Raw genomic sequence first — 17,524 nt, forward strand, 5'->3', positions numbered from 1 at the left:
ACACCGACAATCTACATTCGGCCGGTAGCCGACGCTGTCGGACGCGGATTGGACGAACCCCATTTCCTCCTATAGAGTTTTTACTCGTTGGAAAGCGACGAATAACCCCGCAAATCAAGCGATTTACCGTGGGTTATAAGACCTAACCCAACAATGCGGACGTAGCTCAGCTGGCTAGAGCACCACCTTGCCAAGGTGGATGTCGCGGGTTCGAATCCCGTCGTCCGCTCGCAAGTCACTGTAACCGCTGAAGTACATTCGGTGGTCCTGGTTTACCAGGCACGGTGGGGTGGCCGAGAGGCGAGGCAGCGGCCTGCAAAGCCGTATACGCGGGTTCGAATCCCGTCCCCACCTCCAGTACGCGATCTTGCACCCATTTAGATGGGCGATTGGCGCAGCGGTAGCGCGCTTCCCTGACACGGAAGAGGTCACTGGTTCGATCCCAGTATCGCCCACTCAAAGCGGTTCCCAGTGATTCTCCGGAATCTACCGGGTACCGCTTTTTCGCGGACGTAGCTCAGCTGGCTAGAGCACCACCTTGCCAAGGTGGATGTCGCGGGTTCGAATCCCGTCGTCCGCTCCACATCCCCAGCACACGGGCTCCGATCGACACAGATGCCCGCCAGCACGCGGTCTCACAGGGCATGAGCGTCTATGCCCAGCAACTGTCCGCTGATAGTGGGCACCTGTGCTGCTCCACGGCCGGGAATCCCACTCACCGGCACCCATCATTGGGAATATCTAGACATTCCCAATGACCACGCCCCATGGGTGGGAAACCCTGCACGAGAACGCCACACGGATGTCAGTGCAGCAGCTTCAAGCCGATCACGCAGGCAACAATCCCCAGGACCAACAGCACTTTGACGACTGACGCAGATTCGCCGTCGAACATCATCGCGTAGGCCACGGTCAGGGACGCGCCGATCCCTACCCAGACCGCATAGGCGGTCCCCACGGGAAGGGTTCGCATGGCCCACGCCAGACCGGCCATGCTGAGCGTGACCGCGATACCGAAAATGATGGTGGGGACTAGCCGGGTGAACCCTTCGGACTTCCCCAAGGCCGTAGCCCAGACGGCTTCGAGCACACCCGATACCACTAAAACGATCCATGCCATGACTGTCTCACTCCTGAAACGCCGTCTTGTCGCTGACCGGGTACGGCGCACCTCGTCCGGGTGCCATCTGGCCCTTCAAGGCTGTCACACCCCTGGCCCCGGAGCAATCTCCGGCCCGAATACGCCCATGGCGGATACCCAGCCACAGCACAGGCTTTCTCCTTGGAACTGTCACCCCGGCGTTCTAAGATACTTATCAGTGGGAGCATCAGGTTCCCGGATCGAAAGGAGGTGCCTGTGTCTATATTTGACGGGCTCAAGGGCAAGGCCGGGATGCTGAAGGAAAAGGCAACCGAACTGGTGGGCGAGAACTCTGGAAAGATCAAGGACGGTATCGGTCACGCTGGCAACTTTGTTGACAGCAAGACCGGTGGCAAGTACGCCGACAAGATCGACAAGGTTCAGTCCAAAGCCTCCGAAATGGTCGATAAGACCGACCGCGGGGACACCAACCGGCCAGCTGGCCCCGGGACTCCCCCGGCCGTATAAGACCTGTTGCTCGAGAAGAAAGTGCCGGTCCTGCCGCGAGGCAGCGCCGGCACTTTCTGCGTTCAGGAACAGTGCCTACGGGCTGGTGCGCTCCAGCTCGCTGCCCTGACGCGCCAACGCGGTCAACCGTGATACCGCGCGGTGGTACTTCTTCATGTACCCGCCGGTCATCATTTCTTCGGTGAAGAGCTGGTCGAAGGCGACGCCGCTGGCCAGCACGGGGATATCCTTGTCATAGATCCTGTCGGCGAGGACCACGAAACGGAGTGCGACAGCCTGCTCCGAGATGGTCGCCACGTGGTGCCAGGCGATGAAATCCACCCCGTCGATCAGCTGCCGGTACCGGCTTGGGTGCACGCCGGCGAGATGCTTGACCAGGTCGCTGAAGGAGTCCTCGGCGAGCAACCCGTCGGGGCCGCCCTTGAGGTCGCGAACCCGGTCGTGGAGGCCTGCCTCGGTGAAGGGAACCGGCGCCTCGGGGAGCCCACGGTGGCGGTAGTCCTCACCATCGATCCGGAGCACATCAAATTGGTCGGCGAGCACCTGGATTTCCCGTTGGAAGTCGACGGCGGCGAATCGTCCGTCGCCCAGCGAGCCCGGGAGGGTGTTCGACGTCGCAGCGAGCTTCACTCCCGCGTCGGCGAGTTCGCGCATCAGCCGGGACATCAGGACCGTGTCGCCTGGATCGTCGAGTTCAAACTCATCAATACAGACCAGCGCATACCCGGAGAGGGCGTCGACCGCCCGCCGGAACGACAGGGCGCCCACCAGGTTAGTGTACTCGACGAACGTCCCGAAGGCCTTCTTGCCGGTGGTGGCATGCCAAAGTGACGCCAACAGGTGGGTTTTTCCCACCCCGAAACCGCCGTCCAGGTAGATCCCCGCCCGGGCCCGAGCCTTCTTCGCGCCGAACAGCTTACGCAAGCCCGTCGGTTCCGGCTGGTTGACCATGTCGGCAAACTCGGACAGCGCTTTGACTGCAGCGGCCTGCGACGGCTGACCGGGATCCGGGCGGTAGCTGTCAAAGGAGACGTCGCCGAATCGTGGGGACGGATAGAAGCCCGTCAGAAGTTCGTCGACCGAAACTTTGGGGGTCCGTTGGGAAAGCTGTTCGATAGTTGCCACGGTAGGCAAGAATACGGCACTCCCCCCTGGCCGGGCGCCCTCATGCCGCCCGCCGGTGAGCAATCATGGCGCACTGTGGACGCCCCGGAAAAAATTGTGGGTGCCCGTGGTTAGGCTAGTAGAGACCACACATACATCACGAGGAAGGCCACGGATGTCAGTCGCAGCAGATCCCAATGAGAAATTCGCTCACTATGCCCACCCGGAACGGCTCGTCACCACGGACTGGCTGGCGGAGAATCTTGATACCCCGTCGCTGGTCGTCGTCGAATCCGATGAGGATGTGCTGCTCTACAACACCGGCCACATCCAGGGAGCGGTGAAGGTGGACTGGCACACCGATCTCAATGATGAGGTCACCCGCGATTACGTTGACGGCGCAGCGTTTGCCCGGTTGATGTCAACCAAGGGCATCTCCCGGGACTCGACGGTGGTGATTTACGGCGACAAGAGCAACTGGTGGGCCGCCTACGCGCTCTGGGTGTTCACCCTGTTCGGCCACGAGGACGTCCGGTTGCTCGACGGTGGCCGCGACAAGTGGTTGGCCGAGGGAAGGCCAACCACCACCGAGGTGCCCGCCGCCCAGACCACCGACTACCCGGTAGTGGAACGCAACGACCCTCCCATCCGCGCCTATCTGAGTGACGTCCTGGATCATTTCGGAAAGCCTCTGATCGACGTCCGCTCAGTGGAGGAGTACACCGGTGCACGCACCCATATGCCTGCCTACCCCGAGGAGGGCGCACTCCGGGGGGGCCATATTCCATCGGCCGCGTCGGTGCCGTGGGCCCGCGCCGCCGCCGAGGACGGCACCTTCCGGAGTAGGAGTGAGCTCGACGCCATCTACCGCGACGAGGTTGGCTTGAAGGATGACGACGACGTTGTTGCCTACTGCCGGATCGGGGAACGGTCCAGCCACACCTGGTTTGTCCTGTTCCACCTGCTGGGGTTCACCAAGGTACGCAATTACGACGGGTCCTGGACCGAGTGGGGCAACGCTGTGCGGGTCCCCATCGTCAAAGGTGAAGAGCGCGGCGAGGTTCCGGTATCGTGACCACGCCGCTTCCCAACAAGTTGGAAGAGATTGTCGAGGACTTTCAGGCTCTCGACGAACCCGACCGGCTGCAATTGTTGCTCGAGTTCTCTCAGGGGCTCCCCGAACTCCCACAACACCTTCGGGAGCACCCGGAGTTGCTGCAACAGGTGGTCGAATGCCAGACGCCCCTATTCCTTAACGTCGAGATCGGCGGGGACCCCGAGCGGATTGTGCACCTGCACTTTTCAGCGCCGCCGGAGGCGCCCACCACCCGTGGGTTCGCTGGCGTGCTGCTGGAGGGCCTGGACGGGCTGCCTTCCGCTGATATCCTCGCCGTCCCCGACGATGTACCGGATCGGCTGGGGCTCACCCGGGCCATCACCCCGCTGCGCATGCGCGGAATGACCGCGATGCTGGGTCGGATCAAACGGACGGTGCGGGCCGGGCAGCCGGCCTAGCCCGGCTTCCTCGCGCGGTCAGGCCCGGACGCCCGGCCGGGCACGACCGTGAAGGACCGGGGCGAGCCAGGCGGCCACCGTCTGCTCCCACTTCACCGGGTCGACGTTCCACTCCTTGGTGTGCCGGGCCCGGTGAAACCGTTCGAAGGTCACGAAAGCCGGGTTTTTTTCGGCTAGTTCGGCTGATGGACCCACCGGGACGAATTCGTCGTCCTCGCTGTGAATGATCAGGGTCGGGATGGTCAGCTGCTCGGCGCGGGCCACCCAGTCAAGACTCTTCAGGTCGAGCGGCGCCGCCAGCCCGGTGACTTTACGGCCCGCGCGGTTGGTCAAGAGCCATTGGCCCAGCCGGCCGATCGACGCCGGGATGCGGTTGAGCTGCGCGTGATGTGCGAGGACCTCGATCCAGTTGACCACCGGACCATCGAGCACAAGTGCCTTGATCCGCTGGCGGTGCCGGGAAAGGTCGGCGGTCTGGAGGCAGATCGCGCCGCCCATCGACCAGCCGAAAAGCACCACGCCCTCGGCCCCGTGGGCCACTGCGTAGTCAATGGCCGCCTCGACATCGCGCCATTCGGTCATCCCCAGCCCATACCTGCCGTCGGCAGCGTACGGGGCTTCGCCGTCGTTCCGGTACGAGGCCAGCAGGCAGGTCATCCCGAGCGAGCGCGCCAGCCGCACGGCCCGCAGGCCCTCGGTCCGCTGCACTCCCCGGCCATGGACCATCACCGCCCAATCTTGAGATAATCCCTCCGCCCGGATCAGCCAGGCGGGGGCTACTCCCCCCTCGACAGGAATACCCACCTCCTCCTCGGCGAAGCCAAGCGATGACGGCGAAGGGTAGACCGCACCGCTCCACCATCCCCGGGTAGCGCCGGGCAGCTGGCCCGAGTAGACGGCCTCCACCTCGCGCTGAACGGTTCCCTCACGAGGAACGTAGGACCGGATTGCTCCGATCCGGGCGTGCCCGCGGCCGCCGTCGAAGTAGAGGCTGTACGTTCCCTCGACCGTGGTGTCGTCGTTTGCCGGGAGGATGACCTGTTGTCCCGTGCCTGTTCCGATCACCGCAAGAATGTCGAGGTTCTCATCTCTCACGCGTGCCGGTGTGACCACCTGCCGTGCGAAGTGGGCGGCAAGACCTGAGGTGGCGGCAGCGACCGTTGACCCGACGGCACCACCAATCCCGACCCCAAGCATGGTCCATTTGACCCAGGGTGCGGTTTCGGTCGGCGCCGACGACGGGACGCGAAGTTTAGGCATACCCCATTCTTGCCTGACGTTCCGCGGATCGTCGACACACAGGGCGGGGTGTCGCGCCGGCCCCATGGTGCCGGTTGCTAGGGCGCGGGCGGCTTGAGCACTAGTCTTGGCTCATGGCCGAGACGATAGTGGTACTGACCGAAGAAAGCCTCAACGACGCTGACGCAAAGAATCTGTCGACCCTTGTCGGTGACGAGCCGGCCACGTTGCTGGTGTTGATCCCTGACGACCGCCACAAGAATGTGCTGGCCGAGTTCTTTCACCATCTGAGCCTCCTGGAATTTTCCGGTGCGTTCCGCGATCTGTCCCAGGGGCAGCCTTCGGCACAGGAGTCACGGGTCAGCGCAGAGGCGGCGCTTGAGGCATCGATGCGGGTGGCTGAGTCCCACGGACTTCCGGCGCGCGGGTTCGTCGCGTCTGGCAACGCCGTCGAAGCCTTGGTGGAGGCAGTCGCCGAACATGACGCCCGCCAGGCTGTCGTTATCACCCGTCCACACGCCGTCGCCGACACGCTGCACACCGACTGGGCTAATCAGGCACAGGACCGGCTGGGAGTGCCTGTGCTGCACCTCTACTCCGGTTCGGGATTTATCGGCGGTTCCTAGGCGTTGAAGAAACCATGAGCACAACAGAACCCAGCGATGTCCCTGTCCAGAAGACCGACGACGAGTGGCGTTCAGAGCTGACAGCTGAGGAATACCGCGTCCTTCGCCAGGCCGGCACGGAACGTCCCTATACCGGCGAGTACTACGAAAACGACACCAAAGGTGTCTACCAGTGTCGCGCGTGCGGCCATGAGCTGTTCACCAGCAACGAGAAGTTCGATTCGCATTGTGGCTGGCCGTCCTTCTGGGCCCCGCTGGCTGAGGACACCGTCCGATACCTGCATGACACGTCCATGGGCATGAAGCGTACCGAGGTCCGGTGCGCGAACTGCGATTCGCACCTGGGCCACCTTTTCGAGGGCGAGGGTTACGGCACCCCCACCGATCAGCGGTTCTGCATCAACTCGGTCTCCATGAAACTGGTCGAACAGGCCTAGGCCGCTGGCGATCGGGAGGTCCAGCACATCTGGGCCTCCCGTCCGGGCAGAGCCCGAGCTGCATAAGAGTTACTTAGGCTCGCAGTCTTTTTCGGTAAGTAAACCTTTTTAGTTGCTACGCTCGCTTCTATGACCTCGACGACCATAGACACCAGCCCCACCGCGGCCGGACCCGCCATGCTTCCTGCCGTCTCGTGCGCTGAGGCGCCCGAGAAGTCACTGGCCTGGCATCAGCTCAAGACCGCGGCCTCGACGTTGCAGGCCCTCCAGGTTAAGGACGGGTCCGTCCCGGAGCCGTCGGACCTCCCCGCCGCAGCTGGGTTGGTCACCGCCATCATTGACGCCATCGAGACCCTGTCGCCGGCCTTCCCTCACGACGCCGCCTACCTCGCCGCCCTGGTCGGGGACTTCCGCGCCTGGCAGGCGACGAGTTTCGGTGTGCCCGACTTCCTCAATTCCCTCCTGCAGTTCCAGCCACAGCAGCACCGGGTCGACGGTCTGCGGCATCTGGTGGTGTTCCCGATGTACACCCAGAACGGAAGCACCAACCGACTGGTCGAAGCAGTCCTAATCGAGGTGCTCTGGCCGGAATTCATCGCCGAACTGGAAGCCGGCGATTACTCCAACAGACTCTTCGTCCCGATCCGGTTCCTCGACTTCACCGCCGGATATGACACCAACTCGGCTGTCCTCTTCCCCGAGACGGTTGCCGTCAGCACCACTCCGCAGTTCACCTGGGGCGCCATCTTCGCCGACCGTGAAGCGGCACGCTTCCGCCGGGTGGTCACCGCCGCAGCCGACATCACCAAACTGGAGCTCCCGGCAGAAGCCGCTGAACTGGTTGCGGACCAGCAGCTCGCCGAGCGCACCTTTGTCATGTGGGACCTCATTCACGACCGCACCCACATGCGCGGGGACCTGCCCTTCGACCCGTTCATGATCAAGCAGCGGATGCCCTACTTCCTGTACTCCCTCGAGGAACTCAGGTGTGACCTGACCGCCTTCCGCGAATCGGTGAAGATTGCCCATAACGAATCAGAGCCGGACGAAACCCGCCGCCACGCCCGGCTGGTGCAGTACGCGGTCATCTTCGACAGGATCTTCCGCTTCTCCATCACCGGCAGCAGGGTCAGGAACTACGACGGGCTGGGGGGTCAGCTCCTGTTCGCATGGCTGCACCAGCACCACGTGCTGCACTGGACCGACAGCCGCCTCAGCATTGACTGGGACGAGGTTCCCGACGTCGTCATTGCCCTCGGTGAGAAGATCGAGCAGCTGTACTGGCGGTCCATCGACCGCCCGAAGACTGCCCACTGGCTTGCCGCCTATGACCTGGTCACCGAAACGGTGACGCCCCACCCTGCGTCGGTGTGGGCTAAAGGTCCCGACGCTCTCGAACTGACCGGCCCGCCCCGCGGGCTGACCGACGCCGTCCTGGACGACGAATTCCCGCTCTCCATGTTCTTTGAGGCCCTTGACCGCAAGATGAAGCAGGTTATCGAGTCAACCGCCGGGATCACCGGAACCGCCGCGTGAACGCCGGTGCCCCCACGCTGGACGGCCTGACCGTTGTCGTGGCCGGCGCCGCGGGGGCATCGGGCATCGCCTGCGTCACCCTGCTGAGGCAGCACGGTGCTTCAGTGGTGGCCGTCGGCTCGGATAAGGGCAGGCTGGATCGCGCCCTGGGACACCTCAAGGAGGTGGACCGCAGGGTCTGCGACCTCGCCGACGCACCGGCAGTCGATGACCTGGCCCGCGCGCTCACGGCCGACTACCCCTCGATCGATGGCCTCATTCACTTGGTGGGAGGGTGGCGCGGCGGCAGCGGGATCACCGGACAGTCCGACGACGACTACGAGGCCCTTCACACCAGCGGGCTCACCACCCTCAGAAACACCAGCCGTGCCTTCTACGCAGCACTTGTTGCCTCCCGGACCGGCCGGCTGGCGATCGTCTCCTCCACCGCCGTGGACAGCCCGACGGCGGCTGTCGCCTCCTATGCGGCGGTCAAGGCGGCCGCGGAAACCTGGACCCGGGCGGTGGCCGACGGATTTCGGCGCGACCAGCAGACAGCGGATGGCTCCAGCACCACCGCCTCGGGCCCGACGTCGGCGGCCACCATTGTGGTAGTCAAGGCACTCGTCGACGACGCGATGCGAACCGCCCACCCGGACCGCACGTTCCCCGGCTACACCCACGTCGATGACCTCGCGGCGGCGGTAGTCGGACTCTTCGCCGAGGACGCGCCAGCCATCAATGGCCAGCGCATCGTCCTGGCGGGCTAAAGATGGGCGGCGCTATTGCTCGGCGGCGTCCTCGCCAGCCCAGGCATTCGCGTAAAACTGCTGAGAGAGCGACTTCACCAGCTCGGCATAGGGTCCCGGCCGCAAGGCTTGTGCTGAGTCGGCCGGGACCTTCGAAGCGAAAGCTGACACGCCCAACCCTGCCTCCTGATCTACGGCGGTCAGTCCGACGGCGTCCAGGATTGTCGGATACATGTTTAACTGGTCCATTCGGGGCCGCAGGATGCCGCCCTTGTCCCTGCCCGGAACCCAGATCCGATTGAAGATGGTGCGGTCGGGGTTGTTCGCCAGCTGCTCCTGGAAAGCATGTCCGCCTCCCAGCTGCTTAAGGTGGTCACCCATAATCACCACGGCGGTGTCGTCGAGATAGCCCTGCCGCCGCAGATGGTCCACAAATCCGGCCACCTGCGTCAGGGAACAGGCGAACACGGAGGTGACCTCACTCTGCGTATCCACAGAGCAGTAGTCAAAGATATGCACCGGCTCATGGGTATCGAGCGTCAGCAGGGAGAGGTTGAACGGCCGGCCGGTCCTTTCCGCCTCGGCGTGCAGTTCGTCGACCTCGTCCCTGGCGTTCGCCAAGAGGCGTTCATCGCTGAGGCCCCAGTCACTGCGGAAGGCCTTTTTCGGCTCGCCCGCGGCGCGCCAGTGGGATAGATCCTTTACCCTCGAGTAACCGTGGTTGCCCAGGAAGACGTTCTTCGCGGCGAAGGAAGAGTTGGCCCCACCCAGGAAAACGTTCGTGTAGCCGTGCCCGGCCAGGACATCGCCCAGGCAGGTGGATCCTCCGAGGTAGGTGTCGACGTTGCCGCCGAGAGCGTTGTATGCGCCGCCGCCCGAGGCGGCGCCAATGCCCTTCAGCGGGATGCCGCACTGCGTCGAGACGAGTCCGGACATGGTCCAGCCTCCCCCCTCGTACTGCGTGAGGTCGGCCACGCTCTGCCAGCCGTCTGATGCCTCGGTCACCGCCTTAAGGGGAGCAAAGGCGTCCTTCTCGAAGAGCTGGTCGTCTGCGAGGGTGGCCTCACCGGATTCGAGATAGATCAGCACCAGGTTGCGCTTGTTAGCGTCGTCGGTGACGATTGGCTCCACATAGAAGTCACCGACGTCGTACTCGGAATTGGCCGCGTCAATGTAGTCCCTCACGCCCACGGTGCTGGCAAAAGCGCTGGTACCGCCGACAACTATCGCGGCGACCAGGCTGGAGGAGATGGTGCGCGTGATCCACGGCGAGCGACGAGGACGGAGGCTGTCGCCGGTGCGGCGGCGCTTGCGGCGCCGCACCGATCGCCACAGGGCTATCCCGACCGTGATGAGCAGGGGCAACACCCCGATTCCCAGAACACTGATCCAGACAATGGATCCGCCACCGCCGTCGGTTTCCACTGACACAATGTTCAGGAGCATCTGGTTGACGGAAATTTCGCCCCAGTGGGAACGAATGATGACGGCGGCCATGAGCAGTGCGATGCCCGCGCCGATGAGAAAGTGCACCACAATGAGTCCCACGACGACGCCGGTTCGTCGGATCACGTGAAGAGTACGGTCAAGCATGGCACCCCCTGCCGTCCAGGTGCCTGCATAGTCACCGAACACCCTTGACATCCGGCCCGTCTTCGGGCTCACAGCAGCGTAGTCCCGTTTCCCGTCTTGTTCAACAGAAATTCAACTGTTCGTCGCGAATTGTTCACCGCGCCGTTATGTGAGTGGTGTGACCGGCCGTGAGTGGACTTATCTGCCGAGGACTTTTAACGGACACGCCAGCTGAGTGATAATTGAGACGTGACTGAAACAATTGCGCCCTCTGCCTCCCTTCACAACCCCGACGTTCGCGGCTTCGCGTCGGATAACTACTCGGGTGTTCACCCCGAAGTCCTCGCTGCTCTGGCCGCCGCGAACGGCGGCCACCAGACCGCCTACGGCGACGACGTGTACACCCAGCGCCTCCAGGAAATCATGCGGGAACACTTTGGCGCGGGCACCGAAGTGTTTCCCGTTTTCAACGGAACTGGCGCCAACGTCCTCAGCCTGCAGTCCCTGCTGCCGCGATGGGGTGCTGTCATCTGCGCCCAGACCGCTCATATCAATAAGGACGAGAACGGGGCGCCCGAGCGTATCGGCGGGATCAAGCTCCTTGCAGTCCCCACCCCCGACGGCAAACTCACCCCGGAGCTGATCGACAGTGAAGCCTGGGGCTGGGGCGACGAGCACCGGGCGCAGCCCCTGGTTGTGTCCATCACGCAGACCACCGAGCTGGGAACCCTTTACACGGTTGAAGAGATCAGGGCGATCGCCGATCACGTGCACGCCCGTGGCATGCACCTGCACCTGGATGGTGCACGGATTGCCAATGCTGCGGCGGCCCTGAACCTGCCGTTGAGGGCCTTTACCCGGGACGCCGGCGTCGACATACTCACCTTCGGTGGGACCAAGAACGGACTCCTGTTCGGGGAATGCATTGTGGTCCTAAACCCTCAGGCGTCCACCGGGCTGACCTACCTCCGCAAAATGAACATGCAACTCGCCTCCAAAATGCGCTTCATCTCGGTCCAGCTGATCGCACTGCTGGAGGACGGGCTGTGGTTACGCTCAGCAGCCCACTCCAATGCAATGGCGGCCCGCCTCACGGCGCTGGTCAGCGAAATTCCCGGGGTGCAGCTCACGCAGCAGACAGCAGCCAATGCAGTCTTCGCGGTACTCCCCCGAGACGCAGCAGACCGGGTCCGCGAAGAGTTCACGTTTTACGACTGGGATGTCGTCACCGGCGAGGTGCGCTGGATGTGCTCCTTCGACACGACCGCCGAGGACGTGGACGCCTTCGCTGCCGCAATCCGCAGAGAGACAGCGGCCAGCGGGGACCAGAGCTAGGGCGCCCCCGCCCCCGCCCACCATCCGGATCGCTCCACCCCGCTGGCCCCATCTGGCTTCCTCCACCGGCGAGCCTGCCCGACGCGAAGGGCTGCATGCCATAGCCTTCGTGAGTGAGCGCAATTGGCGATCTAACCACGATGCCCCGTGACTTCCGGTCAGCCCTGACGGAACTCCGGCAGGCGAACTGCCGCAGCGAGATCCGGCTTGACGAAATTCCAGCCCCCTCGCGGCTAGCCCCGTATGCAGTGGCCTTGGGCGCGGAGGTCTTCCAGGCGGGACCGCAACGACTTCCGGTACACGGACCAGCGAGAGCCGCATTCGCTGGAACAGAGCAGGAAGAATTGGCGACGGGGCGGTTCATCCTCCTTCATGACCCGAACGGTTCTGAGCTATGGGACGGCACCTTTCGGATTGTCACCTACATTCGGGCGCAACTCGAACCCGAGATGGGCAACGACTCGCTCCTGGGCTCGGTCGCGTGGACCTGGCTGGTGGAAGCCCTCCAGAACCACGGTGCCGAGTACGGATCCGCGGGCGGGACAGCCACCCGAATCCTGTCGGAAAGCTACGGGACCCTGACCGGCAGACCGGACAGCATCGACATCGAGCTGCGTGCCTCCTGGACTCCTGACTCATCGATGGTGGCGAATCATCTTGAGGCCTGGGCTGACATGGTCTGCACCTTCGCGGGCCTGCCACCGCTCCCGGACGGCGTGGTGTCGCTGCCAAACCGGCGCAGAAACTAGCGCCAACGCACCGATGACCCATCCGAAGCTCGGCGAGATGCTGGCACGGCCGCCCAAACCGCGCGGCTAGACTGGATCAATCATGACCTCGCAGACTTCTGAGCCCACTGACGATCCCATTCCAGGTAGTGACGCACCCCTGCCGGACGTCGCGGAGCCTCTCCCGCTCCTCAAAGAACCCAAAGACGGGGTGCCGCTGGTCATCGACACCCAGGCCGGCCTCGAACGAGCGGCGCGGGCTTTGGCGCGGGGAACCGGCCCGGCCGGAGTCGATGCAGAGCGGGCTTCAGGGTTCCGCTACGGGCAACGCGCGTTTTTGGTGCAGATCCGCCGTGAAGGATCCGGCACCTGGCTGATCGACCCTGAGCCCTTCACTGACCTGCGCATCATCGATGAGGCGCTGCAGGGTGTCGAATGGATCCTTCACGCAGCGACCCAGGACCTCCCCTGCCTCTCAGAGCTAGGCATGTGGCCCGACCGCTTGTTCGACACCGAACTCGCGGCACGCATTGCGGGGCTGCCCCGGGTGGGACTGGCAGCGGTCATCGAAAGTCTGCTGGGCTACACTCTCGCCAAGGAACATTCTGCGGCCGACTGGTCCCGACGCCCTCTCCCCGAGCCATGGCTGCGCTATGCGGCGCTCGACGTCGAAGTGCTCACCGAACTGCGCAGCGAACTGATCGACCTCCTGGCCCGAGAGGGCAAGCTCGACTTCGCCGAGCAGGAGTTCGAGCACATCCGCAACACCCCGCCCGCCGAGCCGCGCGTCGATCCCTGGCGTAGGAATTCGGGGCTGCATCAGATCCGTGACCGCCGCCAGCTGGCGGCGGTGCGTCAGCTGTGGTTGGAACGGGAGGATTTGGCGAAGAACCGGGACATTGCCCCCGGCAGGCTGATCCCCGATTCGGCAATCCTCGCGGCCGCCAAGGCCATGCCAGCGACAGTTCCCCAACTCCTGGGCACCAGCGGGTTTCATGGCCGCGCCGCGGCACGTGAGGCGCCGCGCTGGCTGCGCTGCATCAGCGACGCCCGATCACAAACGGAGCTGCCCGAACTCCAGCTTCCCACTAATTCACCGCCGCCACCGCGGGTCTGGGCCGACAAGGATCCCGAGGCTGCGGCGCGACTGGCAACCGCACGCCCCCGGCTGGCAGCCATCGCAGAGTCCCTGAATCTGCCGATCGAGAATTTGCTGACGCCGGATTATCTGCGGCGAGTGGCCTGGCGGCCGCCAGCCGAAATCACCCTCGAGTCGCTCAGCGCGGCGCTTGCGGACCTGGGCGCCCGCCCGTGGCAGGTCGAGACGACCGCAGCAGTGCTGACCGTGGCCTTCCTTGATCCCGATCCCCTGCCCGAGAAAGTCGCCAGAACCGCCAACTCCTCCAGCTAGAGCGGGCTCAACAATGGCTGTCTCTCCCTGCCGTCCTTGCGGCCTAAGTTACCCGCTAGTAACATAGGGTCGAATCGTCATCTCAGATCGAACAAAGATTCAATGAGGAGCAACAGGTGAGCACCACTACAGTGCCAGCACAGACCGGTGCAGGCCGCCGGATCAGGGACGTCGTTTTTGTCGACGGCGTCCGGACTCCGTTCGGCAAAGCCGGCGAAAAGGGCATCTACGCGGGCGTCCGTGCAGACGACCTGGTGGTGAAGTGCATCCGCGACCTGATGCGTCGCAACCCCACGCTTCCTCCAGAGCGGATTGACGACGTCGCCATCGCCGCCACCACTCAGACCGGGGACCAGGGCCTCACCATCGGGCGGACCGCCGCCCTCCTGGCAGGTCTCCCCCGTTCGGTCCCCGGCTTCGCTATCGACCGGATGTGCGCCGGCGCCATGACCGCGGTGACGACGACGGCGTCGGGCATCGCGTTTGGCGCCTACGACGTGGTGATCGCTGGCGGCGTCGAGCACATGGGTAACCACCCGATGGGCGCTGACACCGACCCGAATCCCCGATTCATGTCCGAGCGGCTGGTTGACCCTGCCGCCCTAAACATGGGCAACACGGCTGAGAACCTGCACGACCGCTTCCCCGCCATCACCAAGGACCGCGCCGACGCGTACGCCGTTGCCAGTCAGACGAAGCTTGCAGCCGCCTACGCCAGCGGCCAGATCCAGCCTGATCTGGTTCCCGTCGCCTCCCGGAAGGACGGCACGGGCTGGACCGTCAACACCGTCGACGAACCGCCCCGCCCCGGCACTACCACCGAGGACCTTGCCGCACTGCGCACCCCCTTCCGTTCCCACGGCCGGGTCACCGCTGGCAACGCTGCCGGGCTGAACGACGGCGCCACGGCCGCGTTGCTCGCCTCTTCGGATGCCGCGGCGGAGCTGGGTTTGCCTGCCAAAATGCGCCTGGTCGCCTACGCTTTCGCCGGCGTCGAGCCTGAGGTGATGGGGATCGGCCCGGTTCCCGCCACGGAGAAGGCACTGCGGCAGGCCGGTCTGTCCATCGACGACATTGGCTTGTTTGAAATCAACGAGGCGTTCGCCGTCCAGGTGCTCTCGTTCCTGGACCACTTCGGCATCGCCGACGACGATCCCCGCGTCAACCGTTACGGTGGCGCCATCGCCGTCGGGCATCCGCTGGCCTCCTCGGGTGTGCGGCTGATGCTGCAGCTTGCCCGCCAGTTCGACGAGGACCCATCGGTGCGGTACGGCATGACCACCATGTGCATCGGCCTGGGCATGGGTGCCACCGTCATCTGGGAGAACCCCCACCACCCCGACTACTCGTCGACCGCAGCGGAGGACGCAGCATGAGCTTTGACCGTTATGAAGAACTCGCAGCGCTGGTCCCTGACGAGGTGATCACCCACTCCTACGTTCAGGACATTCCGCTAGCCCACGACGCCGGTATCCTCGCCCTCATCACCCTGGATAACGGGCTGGACCACACCAAACCCACCACCCTCGGCCCGAACACGCTGATCGGGCTGGGCCGGGTCCTTGAGGGGCTCAAAGCCCGCGCCGCGAACGGCGAACTGGCCGCCGTGGGCATCACCGGAAAACCACACTTCCTGGTGGCCGGCGCCGACCTGTCGACGGTCAAGTCGCTCAGGGCTGCCCACTACGGCCGGCTGATGGCCGAACTGGGCCACGACGCCTACAACCTGCTCGGCACTCTGGGCGTCCCCAGCTTCGCCTTCATCAACGGTGTGGCACTCGGTGGCGGCCTGGAGGTTGCCCTTGCAGCCGACTACCGCACCATTTCCACCGGGGCCAAGGGCATTGGTCTGCCCGAAGCCTTCATCGGCCTGGTTCCGGGCTGGGGTGGGGTCTACCGACTTCCGCGCCTGATTGGACCCGCCGCGGCGGTGAAGGTCATGATTGAGAACCCACTGAGCAATAACCGGATGCTCGACGGGCGGGCCGCTTTCGGGATGGGCATCGCCGATGTCCTGCTCGAGCCGGCCGACTTCCTTGAGCAATCACTCGCCTGGGCGGCCGGGGTGCTCAACGACCCGTCGGCTGTTCATACCCGCCGCGCCGGCCCTGCCACGTACACGGACGGCGACTGGGATGCGGCGGCCGCCGCGGGGCGTGCCTTCGTTGCTGCCAAGACCTCCAACGCTGCACCAGCACCGGGTAGGGTGCTGGACCTGTTTGAGGCCGGGAAGAGCTCCACCGCCGAAGAGTCAGCCGCCGCCGAGTGCGCGGCACTGACCGAGCTCATGCAGACCCCAGAGTTCCACTCGACCGTCTACGCCTTCCTGGATCTGGTTCAGAAGCGGGCCAAGCGCCCGGCCGGCGCACCCGACCGCAAACTGGCGCGCAAGGTGACGAAGGTCGGCGTCGTTGGCGCAGGCTTGATGGCCGGACAACTCGCTCTGCTGTTCGCCCGTCAGCTCAAGGTCCCGGTGGTCCTCACCGACATCGACCAGCAGCGCGTCGATAAGGGCGTGGCCTATGTTCATGCCGAGGTGGACAAGCTGCTGTCAAAGCAGCGGCTCTCTGCCGATGCGGCAAACCGCACGAAGGCGCTGGTCACCGGGTCGGTCTCCAAGGAGGCGTTCGCCGATGCGGACTTCGTCATCGAGGCCGTCTTTGAGGAGCTGGGCGTCAAGAAGACTGTCTTCGCCGAGGTGGAAGCTGTGGTGTCGTCCGAGTGCATTCTCGCCACCAACACCTCCTCGCTGTCCGTCACTGAGATGGCGGCGGACCTGGGCCACCCGGAGCGGGTGCTGGGGTTCCACTTCTTTAACCCGGTGGCTGCGATGCCACTGCTGGAGATTGTCAAGGCTCCGCACACCGACGACGCCGTCCTGGCGACGGCCTTTGCACTGGCCAAGGAACTGAAGAAATCTGCGGTGCTGGTCCAGGATGCGACAGCGTTTGTGGTGAACCGGATTCTTGGCCGGATGTTCGGTGAGATCACTGCTGTCTTCGACGAGGGCACCGATGCGGCGACCGCCGATGATGCGCTGCGCCCGATGGGGTTGCCGATGACTCCGTTCAGGCTGCTAGCCCTGGTGGGCCTGCCGGTCGGCCAGCATGTGCAGGAGTCCCTGCATGCTGCGTTCGGCGACCGTTTCCACGTTTCAGGGAACCAGCAGAAACTGATCGACGCGGGGATCAAGGGCCTCTGGGTGAAGGGGGACGACGGCGCTGAGACGGTTCCGCCGTCAACTCTGGCGTTGATGTCGCGCGGAGATTCGGCGTCAGACAGCGCCGAGGTGCTGCGCCGGACCCAGGATGCGCTTGCTGATGAGATTGGCCGGATGCTTGCTGAGGGTGTGGTTGCTGCTCCCGAAGATATTGACCTGTGCGTCATCCTGGGTGCTGGCTGGCCATTCCACCTCGGCGGCATCACCCCGTACCTGGATCGGGTGGGGGCCTCCGAGCGGGTCAACGGGAAGACCTTCCACTAGCCGGGCTGGCACGACACCCCCACCACCAAACGACCCGGCGTCCGCACCTGTCAGATGCCGACGGCGGGTCGTTGTCGTTCCAAGGCGGAGGTGTATTCAAGCGGTCGTCGCAACGGTAGGGGTTTCTGGTTCGAATAGTAGTTGTTGCATGGCGTATGCGGGGGTGATTCCGCCGAGGGTTTTACGCGGCCGGTCATTGA

16 protein-coding genes, 4 tRNA genes and 1 riboswitch are annotated in these 17,524 nt (G+C 64.4%); of the genes, 16 read left to right on the plus strand and 4 right to left on the minus strand.

Annotated features, from left to right (window positions below):
• The first annotated feature begins 155 nt into the window (after positions 1-155).
• From ACX80O_RS13480 to ACX80O_RS13495, 4 genes are all read left to right on the plus strand, one after another.
• Positions 156-229 (plus strand) — tRNA-Gly (locus ACX80O_RS13480).
• Between the two features lie 54 nt (positions 230-283).
• A tRNA-Cys gene (locus tag ACX80O_RS13485) sits at positions 284-357 on the plus strand.
• A 26-nt stretch (positions 358-383) separates the two neighbouring features.
• A tRNA-Val gene (locus ACX80O_RS13490) sits at positions 384-455 on the plus strand.
• A 51-nt stretch (positions 456-506) separates the two neighbouring features.
• A tRNA-Gly gene (locus ACX80O_RS13495) sits at positions 507-583 on the plus strand.
• A 222-nt stretch (positions 584-805) separates the two neighbouring features.
• On the opposite strand, the gene ACX80O_RS13500 is transcribed toward ACX80O_RS13495, so the two are convergent.
• Complete coding sequence (locus ACX80O_RS13500; protein WP_459307221.1) at positions 806-1,120, minus strand: DMT family transporter; 315 nt, start codon at positions 1,118-1,120, stop codon at positions 806-808.
• 15 nt (positions 1,121-1,135) lie between these two features.
• A riboswitch (guanidine-III (ykkC-III) riboswitch) is annotated at positions 1,136-1,197 on the minus strand.
• Positions 1,198-1,357: 160 nt separating this feature from the next.
• On the opposite strand from ACX80O_RS13500, the gene ACX80O_RS13505 reads away from it, so the two are divergent.
• Entirely contained in the window at positions 1,358-1,609 is a 252-nt protein-coding gene (locus ACX80O_RS13505; RefSeq protein ID WP_459307220.1) for an antitoxin, read from the plus strand.
• Positions 1,610-1,684: 75 nt separating this feature from the next.
• Here the strand turns inward: ACX80O_RS13505 and zapE are convergent, their stop codons facing one another.
• On the minus strand, positions 1,685-2,734 hold the full coding sequence (gene zapE, locus ACX80O_RS13510; protein WP_459307219.1) for a cell division protein ZapE: 1,050 nt from the start codon (positions 2,732-2,734) through the stop codon (positions 1,685-1,687).
• Between the two features lie 154 nt (positions 2,735-2,888).
• Here zapE and ACX80O_RS13515 point away from each other — a divergent pair, with 154 nt between their 5' ends.
• Both ACX80O_RS13515 and ACX80O_RS13520 read left to right on the plus strand, forming a co-directional pair.
• On the plus strand, positions 2,889-3,788 hold the full coding sequence (locus ACX80O_RS13515) for a sulfurtransferase (RefSeq protein WP_459307218.1): 900 nt from the start codon (positions 2,889-2,891) through the stop codon (positions 3,786-3,788).
• Positions 3,782-4,228 carry a SufE family protein gene (locus ACX80O_RS13520; protein ID WP_459307272.1) on the plus strand — a complete coding sequence of 149 codons (447 nt, stop codon included), beginning with the start codon at positions 3,782-3,784 and terminating at the stop codon, positions 4,226-4,228. The genes ACX80O_RS13515 and ACX80O_RS13520 overlap by 7 nt, the downstream gene beginning before the upstream one ends.
• 18 nt (positions 4,229-4,246) lie before the next feature.
• Here ACX80O_RS13520 and ACX80O_RS13525 read toward each other — a convergent pair whose 3' ends face one another.
• Complete coding sequence (locus ACX80O_RS13525; RefSeq protein WP_459333744.1) at positions 4,247-5,488, minus strand: alpha/beta hydrolase family protein; 1,242 nt, start codon at positions 5,486-5,488, stop codon at positions 4,247-4,249.
• Between the two features lie 113 nt (positions 5,489-5,601).
• Here ACX80O_RS13525 and ACX80O_RS13530 point away from each other — a divergent pair, with 113 nt between their 5' ends.
• The 4 genes from ACX80O_RS13530 (at position 5,602) to ACX80O_RS13545 (ending at position 8,815) form a co-directional block, all read left to right on the plus strand.
• Positions 5,602-6,093 carry a putative universal stress family protein gene (locus tag ACX80O_RS13530; RefSeq protein WP_459307216.1) on the plus strand — a complete coding sequence of 164 codons (492 nt, stop codon included), beginning with the start codon at positions 5,602-5,604 and terminating at the stop codon, positions 6,091-6,093.
• Positions 6,094-6,107: 14 nt separating this feature from the next.
• Positions 6,108-6,530, plus strand: coding sequence for a peptide-methionine (R)-S-oxide reductase MsrB (gene msrB, locus ACX80O_RS13535; protein ID WP_459307215.1), 423 nt, complete (start codon positions 6,108-6,110; stop codon positions 6,528-6,530).
• 177 nt (positions 6,531-6,707) lie between these two features.
• A complete protein-coding gene (locus ACX80O_RS13540) occupies positions 6,708-8,066 on the plus strand; it encodes a DUF6421 family protein (protein ID WP_459333748.1) in 1,359 nt (452 codons plus the stop codon).
• Entirely contained in the window at positions 8,063-8,815 is a 753-nt protein-coding gene (locus ACX80O_RS13545; protein WP_459307213.1) for an SDR family NAD(P)-dependent oxidoreductase, read from the plus strand. The genes ACX80O_RS13540 and ACX80O_RS13545 overlap by 4 nt, the downstream gene beginning before the upstream one ends.
• A gap of 12 nt (positions 8,816-8,827) precedes the next feature.
• Here the strand turns inward: ACX80O_RS13545 and ACX80O_RS13550 are convergent, their stop codons facing one another.
• A complete protein-coding gene (locus ACX80O_RS13550; protein ID WP_459333745.1) occupies positions 8,828-10,387 on the minus strand; it encodes a sulfatase-like hydrolase/transferase in 1,560 nt (519 codons plus the stop codon).
• A 228-nt stretch (positions 10,388-10,615) separates the two neighbouring features.
• Between ACX80O_RS13550 and ACX80O_RS13555 the strand changes: the two genes are divergently transcribed.
• The 5 genes from ACX80O_RS13555 to ACX80O_RS13575 all read left to right on the plus strand — a co-directional run bounded on the left by ACX80O_RS13555 (position 10,616) and on the right by ACX80O_RS13575 (position 17,324).
• A complete protein-coding gene (locus ACX80O_RS13555; protein ID WP_459333746.1) occupies positions 10,616-11,701 on the plus strand; it encodes a threonine aldolase family protein in 1,086 nt (361 codons plus the stop codon).
• A gap of 140 nt (positions 11,702-11,841) precedes the next feature.
• Entirely contained in the window at positions 11,842-12,450 is a 609-nt protein-coding gene (locus tag ACX80O_RS13560) for a DUF3000 domain-containing protein (protein WP_459333749.1), read from the plus strand.
• 82 nt (positions 12,451-12,532) lie between these two features.
• Complete coding sequence (locus ACX80O_RS13565; protein ID WP_459307210.1) at positions 12,533-13,840, plus strand: HRDC domain-containing protein; 1,308 nt, start codon at positions 12,533-12,535, stop codon at positions 13,838-13,840.
• A 116-nt stretch (positions 13,841-13,956) separates the two neighbouring features.
• The gene (locus tag ACX80O_RS13570; protein ID WP_459307209.1) at positions 13,957-15,216 is read left to right on the plus strand and encodes a thiolase family protein; all 1,260 of its coding nucleotides are present in this window, start codon (positions 13,957-13,959) and stop codon (positions 15,214-15,216) included.
• The gene (locus tag ACX80O_RS13575) at positions 15,213-17,324 is read left to right on the plus strand and encodes a 3-hydroxyacyl-CoA dehydrogenase NAD-binding domain-containing protein (protein WP_459333747.1); all 2,112 of its coding nucleotides are present in this window, start codon (positions 15,213-15,215) and stop codon (positions 17,322-17,324) included. The genes ACX80O_RS13570 and ACX80O_RS13575 overlap by 4 nt, the downstream gene beginning before the upstream one ends.
• Positions 17,325-17,524 lie beyond the last annotated feature (200 nt).

This window comes from Arthrobacter glycogeni, from assembly GCF_054511155.1.